Source organism: Micromonospora sp. C81, assembly GCF_018070425.1.
Classification (GTDB): Bacteria; Actinomycetota; Actinomycetes; order Mycobacteriales; family Micromonosporaceae; genus Micromonospora; species Micromonospora zamorensis.
Genome location: NZ_JAGPXS010000013.1, coordinates 119496 through 135724, shown reverse-complemented (window position 1 = coordinate 135724; position 16229 = coordinate 119496). Strand labels below are relative to the sequence as shown.

The window sequence follows — 16229 nt, the reverse complement described above, 5'->3', positions numbered from 1 at the left end:
GTGCTCCGCGATACGTGCTCCAGGGGCAAGCTGGTGTGTGTCATGACCTGTCCAATCGGTGTCACCCGCAGTCGGGGTTCAGCTCGTCACGCGGAAGGTGGCGTCGGCGCGACTCTGCGCGTCGGAGACCGGGTCGAGCCGGAGCAGATAGGCGTAGTGCCGGATGTAGCGGTCCGGGTGGCTGTAGGACTGGAATGACGTCCACGAGGAGTTGGCGAGGCCCGCGACCTGCCGGAACGTGGAGTCGCCGGCGAAGGTGGCGGTGCCGTCATTGGCTTCCAGCCGGAAGTCGAACCCGTAGTGGCGCAGGTAGTGGCCCGGGAAGTTGACCGACTGGATGGAGACAGTGCCGGAGCCGACCAGGCCGGGCACCACCCGCCACTGGCCGTCCTGCGCGGGGCTGACGTTCGGGTCGATGCGGACGTCGTAGTCGGCGTGGCGCACATACCGGTCCTGGAAGTTGTACGACTGGACCCGGTTGATCGCGGTGGCGGGCCAGCGGGCGAGCACGCGGGTCTGCTCCGCGGCGGTCAGGTTGAGGATCGAACCGTGCCGCTTCTTGGTGCCACCCATGGCGTACGAGCCGGACGCCGGCAGCCGGAAGGCGCTCGGGCTCGACGGGTTGGTGGTCAGGACGGGCAGGTAGCCGCGCCCGGTGGCGTACTGGTCAAGGTAGAGAACCCACTCGTTGCGGGAGTTGAACTTCATCCACATCGGGCCCTCGACCTGGGCCCCGGTCAGCCCGATACCGGACAGGTTCCCGAGGGTCGTCCAGGTGCCGAGCAGGGAGTTGCTGCCCTCGATGGTGATCTGGTCGTCCCGGGAGGCCCGGACATAGCGGTAGGCGCCGACGCCGGTCGGCACCTCGACGATCTGGGTGTCGATGATCTCCTGGCTGCCGGGCCGGCTGAGGTAGACCTGCGGCGTGGTGATGCTGCGGAAGTCCGCCGTGCGCGAGTAGTAGATGCGGTGCTTGGCCGCCCCGTTGAGCGGCACGTTCGTCGCCCAGTAGAGGACGTAGTCGCCGGTGGCCGGGTTCCAGATCGCCTCCGGAGCCCAGGCGTTGCGTCCGTCCGGGATCGGGCCGGCGACGTTCAGCAGCCACGGCGCCGACCAGTTGACCAGGTCGATGGACTCCCACACGACCAAGTTGCGGCTGCCGTTGTTGATCGCGGTCGACCAGTCCTGCCCGCAGCCGATGCACAGGTCCGTGGCGATGATCCAGTAGCGGTCACCAGCGGGCGAGCGGACCAGGGCGGGGTCGCGGACGCCACGGGTGCCGACTGTGGAACGCAGCACGAGCCCGCCGTTGTTGAGGTCGGTCCAGCGTAGGCCGTCGGTGCTGTGGGCCAGGTAGATCTGCTGGTTGGTCGACGACTCGCCGGTGAAGTGCGCCATCAGGTAGCCGACGGTCGGATCCAGCGCGGCTGCCTCCTTCGGCGTCGCCGCCGACCAGGTGGTGAACAGCAGGCACGCGGTGACCGCCACCGCGCAGAGCCGGGCAAGGACTCTCGACATGGGTCTCTCTCCTTCGCGGAGGGGCATACGAGGAGGTCGGATGGTGTTAGCGCTAACAGACGTGACGCGGCGAGGCTTGGGGTTCTGCGATTTCTAGGCGGCAGCGACCTGGCGGAACGGGTGGCTCTGGCGCTTCAGGTTGACGAAGGCGCCGTGTGTCCACTTCGTTAACGTCACGTTGCAGACCAGTGTTAGCGATCGCATCTGGAGTGTCAAGGCATCGAAGACCTTCGTTCGGCTGAGGTGCCGCCACCACAGCGAGCGGCGGTGCCGGTGGCGCGCCGACGTGCTCCACTCGGCGCAGCACGGCCTGCGACCTGCCACTGAGCCAACGGGCGCAGGTGCCCGGTGACGAACCAGACCGTGGGCAACGCCTCCTCTCATGGTGTCGCCGGCTTTCAGCCGGTCAGCCGAGCGCGGCGGTCAACGGTCCGACAACAGCTTGAGCCACAGCCCGCTGTCAGAGTGCTCCGGGAGCCAGTCCACCGAGAGGATTGTCGGCATGTGGAGCCGGGACCTCGACGTACTGGTACCGACGTGGCAGGGCGCGGACGACCTCCGTTTGCGCGAGGGCGCGACCGCACTGGCTGCCCTCACCACCCCTGGAACACACCCGCGAGCTCGCCGAGCGGGACGGCATTCCCTGCGGCTGCTGCTCCTGGACGCGTCAACGCTGGGCGTGCATCCCGCCCGACTGGCCGAGCTACCCCCGCCCGACGCCGCGGTGTACGTACACCTCGACCTGGACGTGCTGGACCCGTCCGCGTTGCCTGCCGTGGCCGTCCCCACGCCCGACGGCCTGACAACCGCCACGCTGACGCGATCGCTGACCGCGCTGCGCGCCCACCACCAGGTGGCCGGAGTGGGGATCACCGAGTACGTTCCGCAGCTCGCGCACGACCAGCAGGTCCTCAATGAGGTGCTTGACGCACTCGGGCTGACCGGTGCCCGGCCGACAGCACCCGATGGCGGGGTCCGCTGATCAAACACTCTGAACAGCCGGCGCGCACAGACGTTCAGGGGAGTCATCCAGGTGGGCAAGCCATCGACGGACGGCTGCGAAATCCGCGTCGGTCAGGCCCTTGTACGGGTCGACGCGGTGCAGCAGCGCTCGCGCCGGATGATGAGCCGCGACCCATCGCCGGTCAACGTCGGTCGTCTCGTCGTCGAGCCAGACAAACGGTCGTCCCGCCGCCCACTGCGTCAGATATGCGGTCTTCCAGTGCAGGCCGTGCGCTGGATCCTCATCGTCGTCCGGCCATTCGACGACAGGTAGGGCAGGTAGGCCGAGCAGTGGCGAGATGACTTCGTTCGCGTCGGCCATCCACGTCGTCGCCCACACCAACTGGCAATTCAGAGCCGACAGCCGCTGACCGTCAGCTGGGTCGATCCGGTCGAGCAAGGGGTTGCCGGCGCCTCCTGAGGAACGTGCCACGGCACCCGTGAAGGAGTGCCCACCGCCAACCGACCTGGCCCTGAACGGGATCAGTGGTCCGTCCACATCGAGAAATACCAAGGGCAGGTTGGCAAGACCATGCGTCACGCGCGAACCGTATCGTGCGGGTGACCTTGTGCCGCTCATCGGGCACAATGTCCCGGGTGAGCGCTCCCGTGCCGCGCCGGGTCGAGGAAAGAACCCTGCGGCTCGACTACGGCCAGTTCTGCCTCTACGGCAACCCATCGCCCGACGCCGACTATATGACCCTGCTGGAACAGGCGATCAACGGCTCAGGCATCGCGGCAGACGACACGGGGGTCGTCGTCATCTCCCCTCACCAGAACAACTTCGAGATGCCGTTCCGTCTGGAGGTGTGGGACGACCCGCCGCCTGATGATCGCGAAGACTGGGAGGAGGCCTTCGAGGCCAGCCTCCTGGTGGTCGATGACGTGCTCCAGTATTTCAGCCCCACGGACACGGTCGTCACCTTCGAGGTGCCGAGCGGCCGGTACGCCGCACGAATATCGGGTCGGGGGTTCGTCAACCGGGGCTGGCCCGGCTCGACCACCCCCGGCGACAGGTGGCGGGTGCAGCTCTGGTCGCCTGCCGGCGATTTCCCCGCGCGCCGGCTCAAGCAGTGGCGTCAACCTGCCGTCTGAGCACTTCGTACGATCCTGGACATGTCTGATCTGCGGCGCTAGGTTGAAACGTCATTGATGACCGTCTTTATGCCGCACAGGTACGGGGGCCCGCATGTCCACGTCTGTCACTCGCCGCACCGTCCTGGCCGGTGGTGCCGGTGCCGCCATCGGCCTCGCGCTGCCCGGCGCCGCAGCCCACGCCGGTGGCCACCACCCCACCAGCGTGAGATTCACCCTTGACGCGAGGACCCTTGACGGCGGTGAGCAGGTCACCTCGGTCACCCTGGAGACCGGCCGGCTCGGGCCGATCGACCCCGCCGGGCTCACCCCCGGCACGTTCACCGTCCACGCCAAGGCCACCAGCCCGATCCCGATCGCTCCCGGGGACCAGATCTTCAGCGAGTACGACCTGGACCGCACGGTGACCACGGCCCGGCTCGACCGGCACGGAAACATCGTGCTGGAGCTGAGCCACGCCGAAGGTCAACCCGGCGGTGGCACCCTCGGCTACATCGTGAGCAGGGGCCGCAACGTCCGGCTGGACCTCGTCTACACCATCAGGCAGAACACCCCACTCGTCCGGCGCCACGGCTCGCCGGTCACCATCACGCGCTTCGTGCAGGGGCGGCTGTCGAACCCCGAGGTGGACGCGTTCAGCCACCACGTCTCCGGCTCGGGCCTGAAGTACCGGCTGTACTCCCCGGAGCGCTCGCCCCGCCACGGTCGGCGGCCGTTGATCCTCTGGCTGCACGGTGGCGGCGAGGGTGCCTCACTGCCCGACGACTACTACGACAACGAGACCACGCTGCGCGCCAACCGGGGCGCCCTGGGCTTCGCCACCCCGGAGGCTCAACGGATCTTCTCCGGCGCGTACGTCGTCGCTCCGCAGAGCACCTCCTACTGGATGGAGGACGGCCCCCGGTTCGCCCCGTTGATCCGGGAGATCGTCCAGGACCTCGTCCGCCGCAAGCGCGTCGACCCGGACCGGATCTACGTGGCCGGTTGCAGCAACGGCGGCTACATGTCCCTGGAGATGACCGTCGCCTATCCGGACCTGTTCGCCGCGTCGGTGCCGATCTGCGGCATCGTCGAGCCGCTCAGCGGGGAGGGGCCGCCGCTGATCACCGATGAGGAGCTGGCGGAGATCCAGACCCCGACCTGGCTGGTCACCTCGCTCGACGACGACACGGTGCCACCCGAGACCAACACGATCCATGCCCACGACCTCATCCCGGGCTCACGGATCACCCTGTACGACCACGTCGTCTGGAACGGCTACCAGTTCCCCGGTCACTGGTCCTGGATCTACGTGGCCCGCAACGACCCGAGCCGCAACGGCACCCACATCTGGCAGTGGATGGCCCGCCGCCGTCGGTGATCCGCCGTCCGGGGTCAAGCGGGCGGGCGCACCGTCGGCTGGAGCGGGCTTGTCCCATCCCTGTGCTCCAATCCGGTCATGCATGTCGTCGTCACAGGTGCACTCGTTGAGAACGGCGCGGTCCTGCTGGTCCACCGCAGCCCGACCCGCCGGGCATACCCGGATCTCTGGGATCTGCCCGGGGGCCATGTCGACACGGGTGAGTCCGAACTACAAGCACTCGCGCGGGAGATGCACGAGGAGCTGGGTGTTCACATCGTGGCGGAGTCCGCTTCACGATTGGGCGACTGGCATGCCGGCAGTGGCGAGGACGCCGTTCACGTGGGCGTCTGGAAAATTGGAGACTGGGTCGGCTCTCCCACCAACCGTGCACCCGACGAGCATGACGACATCGCTTGGGTCGGGATCAACGAGCTGGGTGGCCTTCCCCTGGTGTTCGGCGACCTGGCGGCGCTGCTTCGGGACGGGACGCCTTGAGCCCTATCTGGCAACCAGGGGCCTGACACCCTGGGGAGTCGACCTTTCACCCGAGATGATCCGCGTGGCTCGGCGTGACCATGCGACCTTCCGGTTCGATGTTGCCGACCTGCGTGAGCTGCCCTTCGAGGACGCGTCGCTGGTAGGCGTGGTCTGCTGGCACTCCCTCATTTTCCTGGCCCCGGCCGATCGACCGGCGGCCTACGGCGAGCTGTGTCGCGTCGTCAAGCCGGGTGGGTATCTGGTGACCGCCTTCAAGGCCGGAGCTGTCACGGACGCTGGCTTCACGACCGTGTTCTGGGGCGGCGTGCCCGCCGATGGGCCGGACAGCCCCGCCCAGGGGTATCTGCTCGCCCAGAAAGCCTGATGCCGATCCCCCGCCGTGCCGCCGAACCCCTCAACGCGGCAGACCGCACGAGGCCTTGAAGGCAAGCCCGAACGAACGCATCCCGTTGACAACATCACCCGCATCCCAATACGCTTAACACACTGGTTAAGTGAAGGAGCTCACGATGGCTGGCACCGATCAGCTCAGCGCGGTGTTCTCGGCGCTCGCCGACCCGACTCGACGGGCAATCGTCGCCGAGTTGGCCGAACGCGACGCCACGGTCACCGAACTCACCGCTCCTCTGTCCATCTCGATGCCAGCGGTGTCACGGCACCTGAAGGTGCTCGAACGCGCCGCGCTCATCTCGCGGTCACGGTCGGGCAAGTGGCGCGCGAGTCACCTCGAAGCTGCCCCGCTGCGCGAGGCAGCCGACTGGATCGAGCGCTACCGGCGGTTCTGGGACTCGTCCCTCACTCGCCTCGATGCCCACCTCGCCGCGGTGCAGGCCGCCGGACCGGCAACGGACCGGGTGGCTGACGACCCCAGGGAGCCCGAATGACCACCGAAACTCCGCAGCTCGTCATCTCTCGCGTGTTCGACGCGCCGCGGGAGCTCGTCTACCGAGCCTTCACCGATCCCGACCATCTGGCGGCGTGGTGGGGCCCGACCGGCAACTCACTGCCGCGCGACGAGATCGAGTTCGACGTACGCCCCGGCGGCTTTCAACGGTGGACGGAGGTCAGTGCCGCCCAACCCGAGCTTCGGGTGCACGTCCACGTCGACCTCACGGACGTCGCCGACGGCGAACTGCTCCAAGGCGTCATGCACGTCGGCGGCCGGCTGCAGGAGGGCCTCGAGCCGTTCGAGACGAGACTCCGGGTCGAGTTCCACGACGAGGCAGGCGGACGGACGCGACTCGAGATCCGCCAGTGGCTTCCCGAACGCCTGGCGCGCCCCAGCGAGGAGGGCTGGCGCCAGGCGTTCACCAAGCTGGACACCGCGCTGATGAATGCGCAGGCCGTTGCAACAAGTCATCGAGAGGCAGAGGCATGGCAAAGCTGATCTACGTGACGAACGTGTCGCTTGACGGGTACATCGAGGACGAACGCGGCGCGTTCGACTGGTTTCCACTCGGCGACGAGGTGTTCGCGTTCCACACCGACCTCCTGCGATCCGTGGGCACGTTTCTCTACGGGCGGAGCCTGTACGAGGCGATGGCCGTCTGGGAGACCGACCCCGCTCTGGCGGCGCAGTCCGACCTCGCAGCAAACTTCGCGAACGCCTGGCAGGCGGCGAGCAAGGTCGTCTACTCCACGACCCTCGACGCGGCCTCAACTGCCGACACTCGAATCGAACGCCGTTTCGACCCCGCCGCCGTACGCGAACTGAAGGCCACGGCCAGCACCGATCTCACCGTTGGAGGTGCCGACCTCGCGGCGCAGGCTTTCAAGGCCGGGCTGGTCGACGAGTGCCAGCTGATGATCCTGCCGGTTGTCGTCGGCGGCGGCAAGCCAGGGCTGCCGACCGGCATGCGCACCGACCTTGAGCTCCTCGATGAGCGCCGATTCCCAAACGGGGTCGTACACCTGCGCTACCGCCCTCGCGGGCAGTGAACGACAGCCCTGCGAGGTTGGATGACGGCGGTGGCTCAGTGGCCGCGGAACGCCTCCTCCAGCCACCATGAGCCGTGCGCCGCGCTGACTTTGGCGTCGACCACCAGTGGCCGGGTGCGGGAACCAGCGAGCCAGTGGCGTACCGGTCCGAGATCGTCGACGGTCCGGACGGTCAACCCGTCGCAGCCGTAGCCACGGGCGATCGCGGCCAGGTCGGTTTCGGGGAAGGTGATCGTCTCCAACGGGTGCCCGTCCGGGCCGAAGTGGTGCACCTCGGCGCCGTACGCCGCGTCGTTGTAGATCACCACGACGAGGGGTGCCGCCAGCCGGACGGCGCTGACCAGTTCGGTCGCGGACATGACGAAGCCACCGTCGCCGACCGCCGCGACGGTGAGCCGGTCCGGCCGGGCGACCGCCGCGCCGAGTGCACTGGCCAGGCCGAGCCCGACCGACTGGAAAGCCTGGGTGAAACAGAACCCGGCCACGTCCGGCACGTCGAGCCACATGGACGGGTAGCCCATGAAGTTGCCCGAGTCGACCACCACCGTCCGGTCGGGCGGCAGCAGGTCGTCCAGGGCTGCCGACAGCGTCCTCGGGTCGATCGTCGCCGGGGTGTCGGACCGCGCCGGCCCACCCTCGTCTGAGTACGGGACGGTCCGCCACCGGCCGTGGTCGCGAATCCGTTGCGCCAGCTCCGGCGTACGCCAGCCGCCGGGCCCGGCGTCCACGGGCCCCGTGGAGCCCAGTCGACCGAGTGTCGCCTCGGCGACCGCCGAAACCTCGCCCGCCACCGTCAGGTCGACCGGGCGGTTCACCCCGAACGCGGCCGGGTCGTGGTCCACCTGGACGACGACGGCGGAGGGCGGGATCAGTTCACCGTGCCGGGTGGTCCACATGTTCAGTGTGCTGCCCCACGCGACGACCAGGTCCGCCGCACCGATCAGCTCGGCGGCGAGCGGGGTGGCGAAGCCGCCGGCCACGTCGATATACCACGGGTTCCCGGCGAACAGGCCCTTCGCTGCGGCGGAGACCGCGAGCAGTGCCCCGCACGCGTCGGCGAGCCGTGTCAGCGGTTCCCGGGCCGCCCGGGCGCCCCGACCCGCGATGAAGACCGGTCGACGTGCGGCCTGGAGCGCGGCCAGCAACGGCTCGACCTGCGGGACGGTGGCCGGGGTGGGCGCGACCGCAGGGAACAGGCCGGACCACGGTTCGGTCACGGTGAGCTGCACCTCCAACGGGAGGCCCAGCACCACCGTCGCGCCCCGGGCGGCAGCCCGGTACGCCGCGCCCGCGTCCTCGGCCGCGTGTGTCGCGCGTACCCGATGGAAGTCCGCCCCGACCGCGGCGGCGAGCGCCGGCAGGTCGATGAAGAAGTTAGACCGCGGCGCGGTCGCCTCCGGGGCCAGGACCACCATCGGGGTACGGCTCTTCGCGGCCTCGGTGAGGCCGGTCAGCGCGTTGGTGACACCCGGACCCTGGTGCACCGAGAGCAGGCCCACCGTCCCGGAGGTGCGGGCGTACCCGTCCGCCATGCTCGCCGCGCCGCCCTCGTGGGCCGCCGCCACGAACCGGGCACCGGCCGCCACGAGCGCGTTCGTGACATGGAAGTTGCCACTGCCGACCACCCCGAAGACGTACCGTGCGCCGTGTTCGTACAGAACCCGGCCGACCACCTCGGCGACCCGCATCTGTGGCCCGGTCCTACCGTTCGACCAGCGCGAGGACCCGGCACGGGCTGCCGGATCCGGAGACGATCGGCAGCGGTCCGGCGATCACCACCGCGCCGGTCGTCGGCAACTGCGCCAGGTTGCGTAGCTGGGTCAGGCCGTACTTCTCCTGGCCGAGCAGGAACGAGTGGCACGGGAACGGCGGGTCGAACGAGTGCGCGGCGCCCGCGTCGGTGCCGACCGTCTCCACTCCGACGCCCTGGATCGGCGACTCCTCGGCCAGCCAGCGGGCGCATTCGACGGAGATGCCCGGGGTACGCCCGGCGTTGGCGTACCGCTCCGGGTCGTCGCCGTACGCGTCCCAACCGGTGCGGTAGAGCAGCCAGCCGCCGGTGGGCAGGGCACCATGTTCCGCCTCCCACGCCTTGATGTGCTCGACCTCGAGCAGGAAGTCACTGTTGTCGGCGGCGTCGGCCGCGTGGTCGATCACCACCGCCGGGGCGATCAACTGACGCACCGGGACCTGGGAGACGTCCGCGCCCTGTTGACCGGAGACCCAGTGCACCGGCGCGTCGAAGTGGGTGCCGGTGTGCTCGCCGGTGGAGAAGTTGTTCCAGTACCAGGCCGGACCACGGTCGTCGTACCGGCTGATCTCGCTGAGCCGGAACGGCCAGGTCTGGCCGAACTGCTCGGGCAGACCCAGGATCGGGGTCTGGTCCGAGAGCGGGGCGGTGAGGTCGACAACCTGGATCCGGCCGCTGGAAAGAGCGGCGACAAACTCCTGCAGCACCGTCATGCGGCGACGGTACACCGCACTCACGATCCACGATGGATGCCCGGACGGGTCACGTGATCTGCTCGGCCAGCGCGACGATGATGCCTGCGGGGCCACGGAGGTAACAGAGCCGGTAGCTGTTCTCGTATCGCACCACTTCGCCGACGAGTTCGGCTCCGTGTGGCCGCAGTCGGTCGAGGATGTCGTCCATGTCCTCGACGGCGAACATGACGCGATGCGCGCCCAGCGTGTTCGTCGGCGCCCGCGGGTCACCGTCTGGGCTCGTCGGCGTGTGGTACCTGGTCAGCTCGAGCCGTCCGTGGCCGTCCGGGGTGCGCATCACCACGATGTCTGAGCGGACGCCCTCGAGCCCGACGAGGCGGTCCACCGCGCTGCCCTCGACTGTCGCCTCACCTTCGAACTCCAGGCCGAGTGCGACGAAGAATGCCCTGGCTGCCGGGAGGTCGTCGACGACGATGGCGATGTTGTCCATCCGCTGGATCGTCCCCCGCCCAGGTTGGGGGTCCCGCTGGTCGGCGTCTTCCATGAGCCACAGATTACAATTCCGCCATGGACGACCCCACCCGCGGCGTACGAATCAGACGCGGTGGCCCGGCCGACGCACCCGCAGTGCTGACCATGCTCGACTCAGCGGTGGCTTGGATGAACGATCGCGGCAACACCGAGCAGTGGGGCACGACGCCGTTCTCCGAAAAGCCCGAACGGGTCGAGCTGGTCGACCGGTATCTGACCGAGAGCCTTCCGTTCATCGCGGAAATGGACGGAACGCCGGCCGCGGCATTGGTGTTGGATGCCGGGCCCGATCCGAAAGCACCGATCGCGCCTGCGGCAGAACCGGAGCGCTACGTCCGTCTCCTGGTTTCCGACCGACGATTCGCCGGCCGGAGCCTGGGGTCTGCCCTGTTGGCACACGCCGTGAACGAGACCCGACGAGCGGGCGTGCGGTTGCTACGGGTCGATTGCTGGGCGGGCGGCGGTGGCGAGTTGGTGGCGTTCTACGAGCGCCACGGGTTCACCCCCACCCACACCTTCCTGTCTGGGTCCTGGCCGGGTCAGGTGCTGGCCCAGCGGGTCGACTGAACCGCACTTCTTCACCTGAACCCTGGGCGCCGGCCGGTCCGGCCCTTACCGCAGGACGGGGACGGGCCCGGCGCAGAGAGTGCTCCTCCGCGCCGGGCCGCAGCTCCCGGATGGGTCAGCCGACGCAGACGGCGATCCTGCCCGGGCCGGTGCCGTTGCCCTGGAAGCCGAAGGTGGTCGACTGCCGGCCGGCGACGCGTCCGTTGTAGCTCACGTTGGTGAACTGGACGGCGCCGCTGGTGCCGCTGGCCTGCGCGTTCCAGGTGCCGGTGACCGCGGCGCCTGCGGGCAGTTCGACGGTCACCTTCCAGCCGTTGATTTCCGACTTGCCGGCGGTGACCGTCACGGTCGCAGTGAAGCCCTCGGCCCACTGGTTGACCGCCACATCCGCGTAGCAGCCGTCACCGGTCGGCGGCGAGCTGTTCGGCGGAGGGGTGGTCGGCGGGGTGGTCGTCGGCGGGGTGGTGGTCGGAGGAGTGGTCGTCGGCGGAGCGGTGGTCGGCGGGTTGGGCGCGCCGTTGGCCAGGCTGAAGGCCAGGTCGGGCTGGAACGAACCGGCCGTGTAGCGGCACCCGTCCGCCTCCCCCGGCGGCTTCACCCAGAGGTACGCGTCGATGTTGCTGTCTCCGGTGCTGGTCGTCGGGTACTGCCCGATGCGCCGGTCGGTGTTGTCGTCGCCGCACCAGTCCCCGCTGGCCCCTCCGTTACGGCTGGTGTCGATGACCTGGCGCTTGCCCGAGATGCCCATGCCGTTGAGGGCGGAGATGACGTTCCGGCCGAAGTTCGCCTCGCCGGAGGTGGAGTTGTAGTTCGACACGTTGGTGAAGAAGCCGTCGGCGTACTGCACGCCGGCCGCCCGGAGCCGGTTGGCCGTCTCCCCCGCGCTGTTCCAGGTGGAGTGACCGCCGTCGAGATACACCTTGGCGTTGGGGTTGGCCGACTTGATGGTCCGGGTGGCCGTCGAGATCGCCTCGTTGCGAGCGCTGATCTCGCCGCCGCTCAGGCACGTCAGCAGGGCGAGCGAGTCGGTTTCCAGGATGATGATGACGGTCTGGTTGCCCAGTCCCCTGGCGAAGTTGGACACCCACGTCTGGTACTGGTTGAGGTCCGGCGCCCCACCGGCGCTGGCTCCGCCGCAGTCCCGGTTGGTGATCTCGTACACCGCCAGCACCGGGATCTGCTGCGCCGCGTTGGCGGCGCCGATGTGCTCGGAGACCTCGGACTGCACTGTCGACGGGTTGAAGTTGGCGAACCAGCGGGCCTGCGGCTGGCTCGCGATCTTGTCGCGGATGACGGCGGTACGCGAGTCGCCGGGGTTCGCGGCGACCCAACGGACGACGGCCGAACTCGGGTCGCGGTAGAGCGAGCCGGACAGCGTGCCGGCGGAGGCACTGCCGACGGTCAGGCAGACGCCCACGACGGTGGCGGCCGCGACGGCCGCCATGCTGATGGCCGCCGATCTGCGGCGAAGCGAGGAGAGGGTAGGCACGACGTGTTGCCTCCTGATCACATAGATGTTTCCACGTTCATGGGAGCGTTCCCAGGACGGTATCGGAGGCGCGCCCCCCTGCCAAGACGTGGAGGCCCGTCGATGAGCAGGACCTCGTCATCCGTCAAGGCGGGACGAATGCACACTGATACTTGTCGATGTTGCCAGAACGGGCTCAGGCGTGCTGGAATGACTCACATCGCCGCAGCGCGGGGGCAACCGCGCTGGGAACGGCCAGCGCGGGAGCATCGCAGTGCCGGCAGCGCGCCGCTTGGCGGACGCTCACCTGCCGCATCGCCGGGCCATCTCCAGGACGACGGGCAGGCATCCTCGCCCGCCGTAGGCATTCCTCACTGCGCATCCCCCGACGGCCGACGCGCTCGACGTCTGACACGCCGTGCATCCGATCCGGTCCGTCAGCGCACCAGAACCGGCGACGAATTGAGAAGCAATCATGATTTCCCGAGAACGTTTCGCGGGTTGGCACCGAAACCGCTATGTGTGGATGGCGGTGATCCTGCTGGTGGTGTCGGCCGGCGCGGTCATACTGCTCAACAGGGCCGACCCGAAGGCGAAGCCGGCCGATCTGCAGGGGCAGATCATGGCTCGGATGCGTACCACGCTCGAACAGGCGGACCCGGGGCAGCACAATCACGCCGGACACACTGCCCAGCAGGTGACCACCGAGAAGCCGGCAGTGATCTGCGGGGTCCGCGTCTACGGCTACGAGCCGGCCAAGGTCAGCGCGCTTGCCGACGTGCGGACGGTCTACGGCTTCCACCTCTGCGGGGTCGCCGAGCAGAAGCGCCCCTGGGACGTGGCGGTCAAGCTGGCCGGCCCCGTGATCATGGATATGTCCACCGAACCTCCGGGCATCCAGGTGGTCGAGGCGACCGCCGACGTCATGTTCACCGACCGGCTGCGCGAGATGTTCCCGGAGAAGTACGCGGAGTTGGCGCTCAAGGAGGCGCTGACCGACTCGGAAATGGCCGACCAACGCCGCCGGTACGACGCCGCAGCCGGGCTCTGAAGGCTATGCGAAAGTGCCGCTGGTGCGTGCCGCGATGCGAATGGTGGTCCCTGCGGGTCCGCTGACGACGAGGAGGTAGTCGGCCATCTGCCCGACCACCCACAGGCCCATACCTCCCGTTTCGGACAGGGGTGGTCGCTCGGTGCGCGGAAGGTAGTGCGCGGTGTTGAAGCCCGGTCCGCAGTCGGTGACTTCACAGGTGAGCTGGCCATCCACGAGCAGGCGTAGGCCACCTCTGCCGCCCCCGTGCCGAATCACGTTGATCATCAGTTCGTTGACCGCAGTGACCCAGTTCTCGATCTCGTCGTGGCCGAGGCCGCACCGGCGGCTGGCGGCCTCAACCTCGCGTCGGACGCGGGTCAGGTCGGCGAGGGTGAACGACGTCGAGAGCAGCGGCTTCCTGGCGGAGGGAGCATGGTGGCCGAGCGGTGGGTTCGCCACTGCTTCCCCTCCCTGTCGGATGCGGAGCCGGTGAGCTTGTCGATGGCACGAGGGAAGACAGCTCTCCGGAACGGGTTCGCCGGACGATCAGTGCATCGATGTGACATGGGAAGATACCCCACCCCGGCGGCGCAACACTGTTGATCTCGCTGCTGGCATGCAGTCGGCGGCGTGCCGGCGTCTAGGCTGCCTGCGTGGCGGACGCCGAGCTGATGACCAATGACGAGCGGCTGCGTCGTATCGAGGCGATCACCGATGCCGCCCTGTCGGGGCTGCACGTCGCCGAGTTGCTCGACGAGCTGTTGGAACGCGTCCGGGACCTGCTCAAGGTCGACACCGCCACCATCCTGCTGCTGGACGAACACACCGGCGAGCTCGTCGCGACAGCGGCAAAAGGCCTGGAGGAAGAGGTACGTCGCGGTTTCCGCCTCCGGGTCGGACGCGGCTTCGCCGGGCGAGTGGCGGCGACACGTGCGCCGGTCACGATCCATGACGTCACGCCCGACGACGTGGTCAATCCCGTCCTGCTCGCCACGGGCGTACGTGCTCTGCTCGGCGTGCCCATGCTCGTCAACGGCGACCTCGTCGGCGTACTGCACGTCGGCTCCCTGGCCCTGCGGCGGTTCGGTCCCGACGACGTGCGGCTGTTGCAGCTGGTTGCCGATCGCGCCAGCCTCGCGGGTCGGGCCCGAGCGCAGGTCCTCGACCGGCAGGCAGCGCTGGCCCTGCAACGTAGCCTGCTGCCCGGCCGACTACCCGACATCCCCGGCCTGGACCTGGCCGCCCGGTACGTGCCCGGCCACGACCTGGGCATTGGTGGCGACTGGTACGACGTGTTCACGTTGCCCTCGGGTTGGCTGGGCACCGTCATCGGTGACGTCTCGGGCCACGGACTGCCTTCCGCCGTCGTCATGGGACGCATCCGCAGCGCGCTGCGCGCCTACGCCCTCGATTCCGACGATCCCGCCCAAGCGCTGACATCCCTCGACCGCAAGATCCACCATTTCGAAGCGGGCACCCTCACCACCGCCGTCTACGCCCTGATCACACCCGATCGCACGAGGGTGCACCTCTCCTCCGCCGGCCACCTGCCACCGCTGCTGGCTGTCCCCGGCCGTCCCACCGCGCTCGTCAACCTGACGGTGGACCGGCCACTCGGTGTGGGCAGACCATCAGCCACTCGCCGCAACACCGTGCTGGACCTACCACCGGGCGCGGCGCTCATCTTCTACACCGACGGACTGATCGAACGCCGCACCGAACTGATCGACACCGGCATCGAGCGCCTCGCCGACGCCGTGCGGTCCGGGCCAGCCGAGGCGTTGTGCGACCACATCATGGCCACAACCGCAGAGGAGCACCCCAACGACGACATCGCCCTCCTGGTCATCCGGCGCCAGCCACCGCCGGATTGAGCCGCTCGGGCAACCGTCGGCCACCTCCGCAGGGTCACGATGCCCTGATCAGGTGCGCTACTGCGTAAGGGCTGCCGTCGGGCTACCGGGGCAACTGGTGGCCGGTCCGATCAGCACGCAGCGAGCGCAGCGCCTCCACCACGGCGTCGGGTGCCCGCAACGGCACGAAATGGTCGGCGCCGGGTATCCGCACAAGGCGGCACCCGGGAATGCGTCGCGCGGCCTCGACGCAGGCCGGGACGAACGACTGGCGCTCGAGATCGCCGAGCAGCAGCACGCAGGGGGTGGCCACACTTTCCAGCCGGGACCACGCGTCGCCGTCATCAGTGAAGGCGTCGCCCCAGTTGAGCCAGAACCGAACCGCCGAGCGCAGCAGATCGACGACGAGCGGATCTCGGCCGGCGCGGGCCCATCGGGCGATGCCCTGTTCGAGGAAGATCTCCGGGTCGGAGCTGTCCGGCTCGTCGTCGGGATCGTGGGCGGGCGGGGCGCCAGAGATGCCGGGGCAGGCCAGCACCATCCCGCGGACCCGATCCGGCTCGGCGAGGGCGAGGTCGAGCGCGGTGCCGCCGCCCATGCTGCAACCGACGAACAACGCCGGCCCGACCTCGAGCCGATCGAGCACCCGACGCAGGTCGTCCAGCCGGGAGAACCGCCCGGCCGGCGGTGCTGAGCGCGCGAAGCCCCGCACGTCGTACCGGATCAGCCGGTGCTGCCCGGCGAGCCGCTCCCACACCGGGTCCCAGATGCGAGAGTCGCCAACGCCCGGATGCAGCAGCACGACGGGCGGAAGGCCACCCCCGGTGTCCTGGGCCCACACGGACCCGTCACCCACGTTGATGAACTGATCCACGGCTCCGAGCCTTCCACAGTCGAGTGACGCACAGTTCAGCAGGCGGTTCGAGCGTGGATGACCAA

The 16229-nt window shown here is 68.9% G+C and carries 18 protein-coding genes and 1 pseudogene; 11 read left to right on the top strand and 8 right to left on the bottom strand.

Annotated elements, in window-relative coordinates; all coding sequences use genetic code 11:
• Positions 1-78 precede the first annotated feature (78 nt).
• The gene (locus KBX46_RS21415; RefSeq protein WP_210793797.1) at positions 79-1518 is read right to left on the bottom strand and encodes a glycoside hydrolase family 43 protein; all 1440 of its coding nucleotides are present in this window, start codon (positions 1516-1518) and stop codon (positions 79-81) included.
• Between the two features lie 502 nt (positions 1519-2020).
• On the opposite strand from KBX46_RS21415, the gene KBX46_RS21410 reads away from it, so the two are divergent.
• A complete protein-coding gene (locus tag KBX46_RS21410) occupies positions 2021-2500 on the top strand; it encodes an arginase family protein (RefSeq protein WP_210793796.1) in 480 nt (159 codons plus the stop codon).
• Here KBX46_RS21410 and KBX46_RS21405 read toward each other — a convergent pair whose 3' ends face one another.
• Positions 2501-3061: an HAD domain-containing protein gene (locus KBX46_RS21405; RefSeq protein ID WP_374225005.1), complete on the bottom strand. Its 561-nt coding sequence runs from the start codon at positions 3059-3061 to the stop codon at positions 2501-2503.
• Between the two features lie 56 nt (positions 3062-3117).
• On the opposite strand from KBX46_RS21405, the gene KBX46_RS21400 reads away from it, so the two are divergent.
• The 7 genes and pseudogenes from KBX46_RS21400 (at position 3118) to KBX46_RS21375 (ending at position 7393) form a co-directional block, all read left to right on the top strand.
• Complete coding sequence (locus KBX46_RS21400; RefSeq protein WP_210793794.1) at positions 3118-3615, top strand: hypothetical protein; 498 nt, start codon at positions 3118-3120, stop codon at positions 3613-3615.
• A 94-nt stretch (positions 3616-3709) separates the two neighbouring features.
• Positions 3710-4975, top strand: coding sequence for a prolyl oligopeptidase family serine peptidase (locus tag KBX46_RS21395; protein WP_210793793.1), 1266 nt, complete (start codon positions 3710-3712; stop codon positions 4973-4975).
• A 78-nt stretch (positions 4976-5053) separates the two neighbouring features.
• Positions 5054-5452, top strand: a complete 399-nt coding sequence (locus KBX46_RS32630; protein ID WP_247667908.1) for an NUDIX domain-containing protein — start codon at positions 5054-5056, stop codon at positions 5450-5452.
• Positions 5436-5819: pseudogene (locus KBX46_RS21390) on the top strand (class I SAM-dependent methyltransferase); the annotation flags it as partial. The gene KBX46_RS32630 and the pseudogene KBX46_RS21390, both read left to right, overlap by 17 nt.
• Positions 5820-5964: 145 nt before the next feature.
• Positions 5965-6339 (top strand): helix-turn-helix transcriptional regulator, encoded by a 375-nt coding sequence (locus KBX46_RS21385; protein ID WP_210793791.1) that lies wholly within the window; start codon positions 5965-5967, stop codon positions 6337-6339.
• Complete coding sequence (locus KBX46_RS21380) at positions 6336-6842, top strand: SRPBCC domain-containing protein (protein ID WP_210793790.1); 507 nt, start codon at positions 6336-6338, stop codon at positions 6840-6842. The genes KBX46_RS21385 and KBX46_RS21380 overlap by 4 nt, the downstream gene beginning before the upstream one ends.
• Positions 6830-7393, top strand: coding sequence for a dihydrofolate reductase family protein (locus KBX46_RS21375; RefSeq protein WP_210793789.1), 564 nt, complete (start codon positions 6830-6832; stop codon positions 7391-7393). The genes KBX46_RS21380 and KBX46_RS21375 overlap by 13 nt, the downstream gene beginning before the upstream one ends.
• A gap of 35 nt (positions 7394-7428) precedes the next feature.
• On the opposite strand, the gene KBX46_RS21370 is transcribed toward KBX46_RS21375, so the two are convergent.
• From KBX46_RS21370 to KBX46_RS21360, 3 genes are read right to left on the bottom strand one after another with little or no spacing between them, the layout of a single operon-like run.
• Positions 7429-9081, bottom strand: a complete 1653-nt coding sequence (locus tag KBX46_RS21370; RefSeq protein ID WP_210793788.1) for a thiamine pyrophosphate-binding protein — start codon at positions 9079-9081, stop codon at positions 7429-7431.
• Between the two features lie 13 nt (positions 9082-9094).
• Complete coding sequence (locus KBX46_RS21365; RefSeq protein WP_210793787.1) at positions 9095-9856, bottom strand: cyclase family protein; 762 nt, start codon at positions 9854-9856, stop codon at positions 9095-9097.
• Between the two features lie 49 nt (positions 9857-9905).
• Positions 9906-10382, bottom strand: coding sequence for a VOC family protein (locus tag KBX46_RS21360; protein WP_247667907.1), 477 nt, complete (start codon positions 10380-10382; stop codon positions 9906-9908).
• Between the two features lie 92 nt (positions 10383-10474).
• On the opposite strand from KBX46_RS21360, the gene KBX46_RS21355 reads away from it, so the two are divergent.
• Positions 10475-10936: a GNAT family N-acetyltransferase gene (locus KBX46_RS21355; RefSeq protein ID WP_247667932.1), complete on the top strand. Its 462-nt coding sequence runs from the start codon at positions 10475-10477 to the stop codon at positions 10934-10936.
• Positions 10937-11051: 115 nt separating this feature from the next.
• Here the strand turns inward: KBX46_RS21355 and KBX46_RS21350 are convergent, their stop codons facing one another.
• Entirely contained in the window at positions 11052-12380 is a 1329-nt protein-coding gene (locus tag KBX46_RS21350; RefSeq protein WP_210793852.1) for a glycoside hydrolase family 6 protein, read from the bottom strand.
• A gap of 499 nt (positions 12381-12879) precedes the next feature.
• Between KBX46_RS21350 and KBX46_RS21345 the strand changes: the two genes are divergently transcribed.
• Positions 12880-13455 carry a hypothetical protein gene (locus KBX46_RS21345; protein ID WP_210793785.1) on the top strand — a complete coding sequence of 192 codons (576 nt, stop codon included), beginning with the start codon at positions 12880-12882 and terminating at the stop codon, positions 13453-13455.
• Between the two features lie 3 nt (positions 13456-13458).
• Here KBX46_RS21345 and KBX46_RS21340 read toward each other — a convergent pair whose 3' ends face one another.
• A complete protein-coding gene (locus KBX46_RS21340) occupies positions 13459-13896 on the bottom strand; it encodes an ATP-binding protein (RefSeq protein ID WP_210793784.1) in 438 nt (145 codons plus the stop codon).
• Positions 13897-14090: 194 nt separating this feature from the next.
• Here KBX46_RS21340 and KBX46_RS21335 point away from each other — a divergent pair, with 194 nt between their 5' ends.
• Positions 14091-15311: a SpoIIE family protein phosphatase gene (locus KBX46_RS21335; RefSeq protein ID WP_308159651.1), complete on the top strand. Its 1221-nt coding sequence runs from the start codon at positions 14091-14093 to the stop codon at positions 15309-15311.
• Positions 15312-15393: 82 nt separating this feature from the next.
• Here KBX46_RS21335 and KBX46_RS21330 read toward each other — a convergent pair whose 3' ends face one another.
• A complete protein-coding gene (locus KBX46_RS21330; protein ID WP_210793783.1) occupies positions 15394-16164 on the bottom strand; it encodes an alpha/beta fold hydrolase in 771 nt (256 codons plus the stop codon).
• Between the last annotated feature and the right edge of the window lie 65 nt (positions 16165-16229).

Coding starts and splice junctions, on each gene's coding strand:
- KBX46_RS21415 (WP_210793797.1), bottom strand. CDS start 1,518: ATGTCGAGAGTCCTTGCCCGGCTCTGCGCGGTGGCGGTCACCGCGTGC.
- KBX46_RS21410 (WP_210793796.1), top strand. CDS start 2,021: ATGTGGAGCCGGGACCTCGACGTACTGGTACCGACGTGGCAGGGCGCG.
- KBX46_RS21395 (WP_210793793.1), top strand. CDS start 3,710: ATGTCCACGTCTGTCACTCGCCGCACCGTCCTGGCCGGTGGTGCCGGT.
- KBX46_RS32630 (WP_247667908.1), top strand. CDS start 5,054: ATGCATGTCGTCGTCACAGGTGCACTCGTTGAGAACGGCGCGGTCCTG.
- KBX46_RS21385 (WP_210793791.1), top strand. CDS start 5,965: ATGGCTGGCACCGATCAGCTCAGCGCGGTGTTCTCGGCGCTCGCCGAC.
- KBX46_RS21380 (WP_210793790.1), top strand. CDS start 6,336: ATGACCACCGAAACTCCGCAGCTCGTCATCTCTCGCGTGTTCGACGCG.
- KBX46_RS21375 (WP_210793789.1), top strand. CDS start 6,830: ATGGCAAAGCTGATCTACGTGACGAACGTGTCGCTTGACGGGTACATC.
- KBX46_RS21370 (WP_210793788.1), bottom strand. CDS start 9,081: ATGCGGGTCGCCGAGGTGGTCGGCCGGGTTCTGTACGAACACGGCGCA.
- KBX46_RS21365 (WP_210793787.1), bottom strand. CDS start 9,856: ATGACGGTGCTGCAGGAGTTTGTCGCCGCTCTTTCCAGCGGCCGGATC.
- KBX46_RS21360 (WP_247667907.1), bottom strand. CDS start 10,382: ATGGAAGACGCCGACCAGCGGGACCCCCAACCTGGGCGGGGGACGATC.
- KBX46_RS21355 (WP_247667932.1), top strand. CDS start 10,475: ATGCTCGACTCAGCGGTGGCTTGGATGAACGATCGCGGCAACACCGAG.
- KBX46_RS21350 (WP_210793852.1), bottom strand. CDS start 12,380: ATGGCGGCCGTCGCGGCCGCCACCGTCGTGGGCGTCTGCCTGACCGTC.
- KBX46_RS21345 (WP_210793785.1), top strand. CDS start 12,880: ATGATTTCCCGAGAACGTTTCGCGGGTTGGCACCGAAACCGCTATGTG.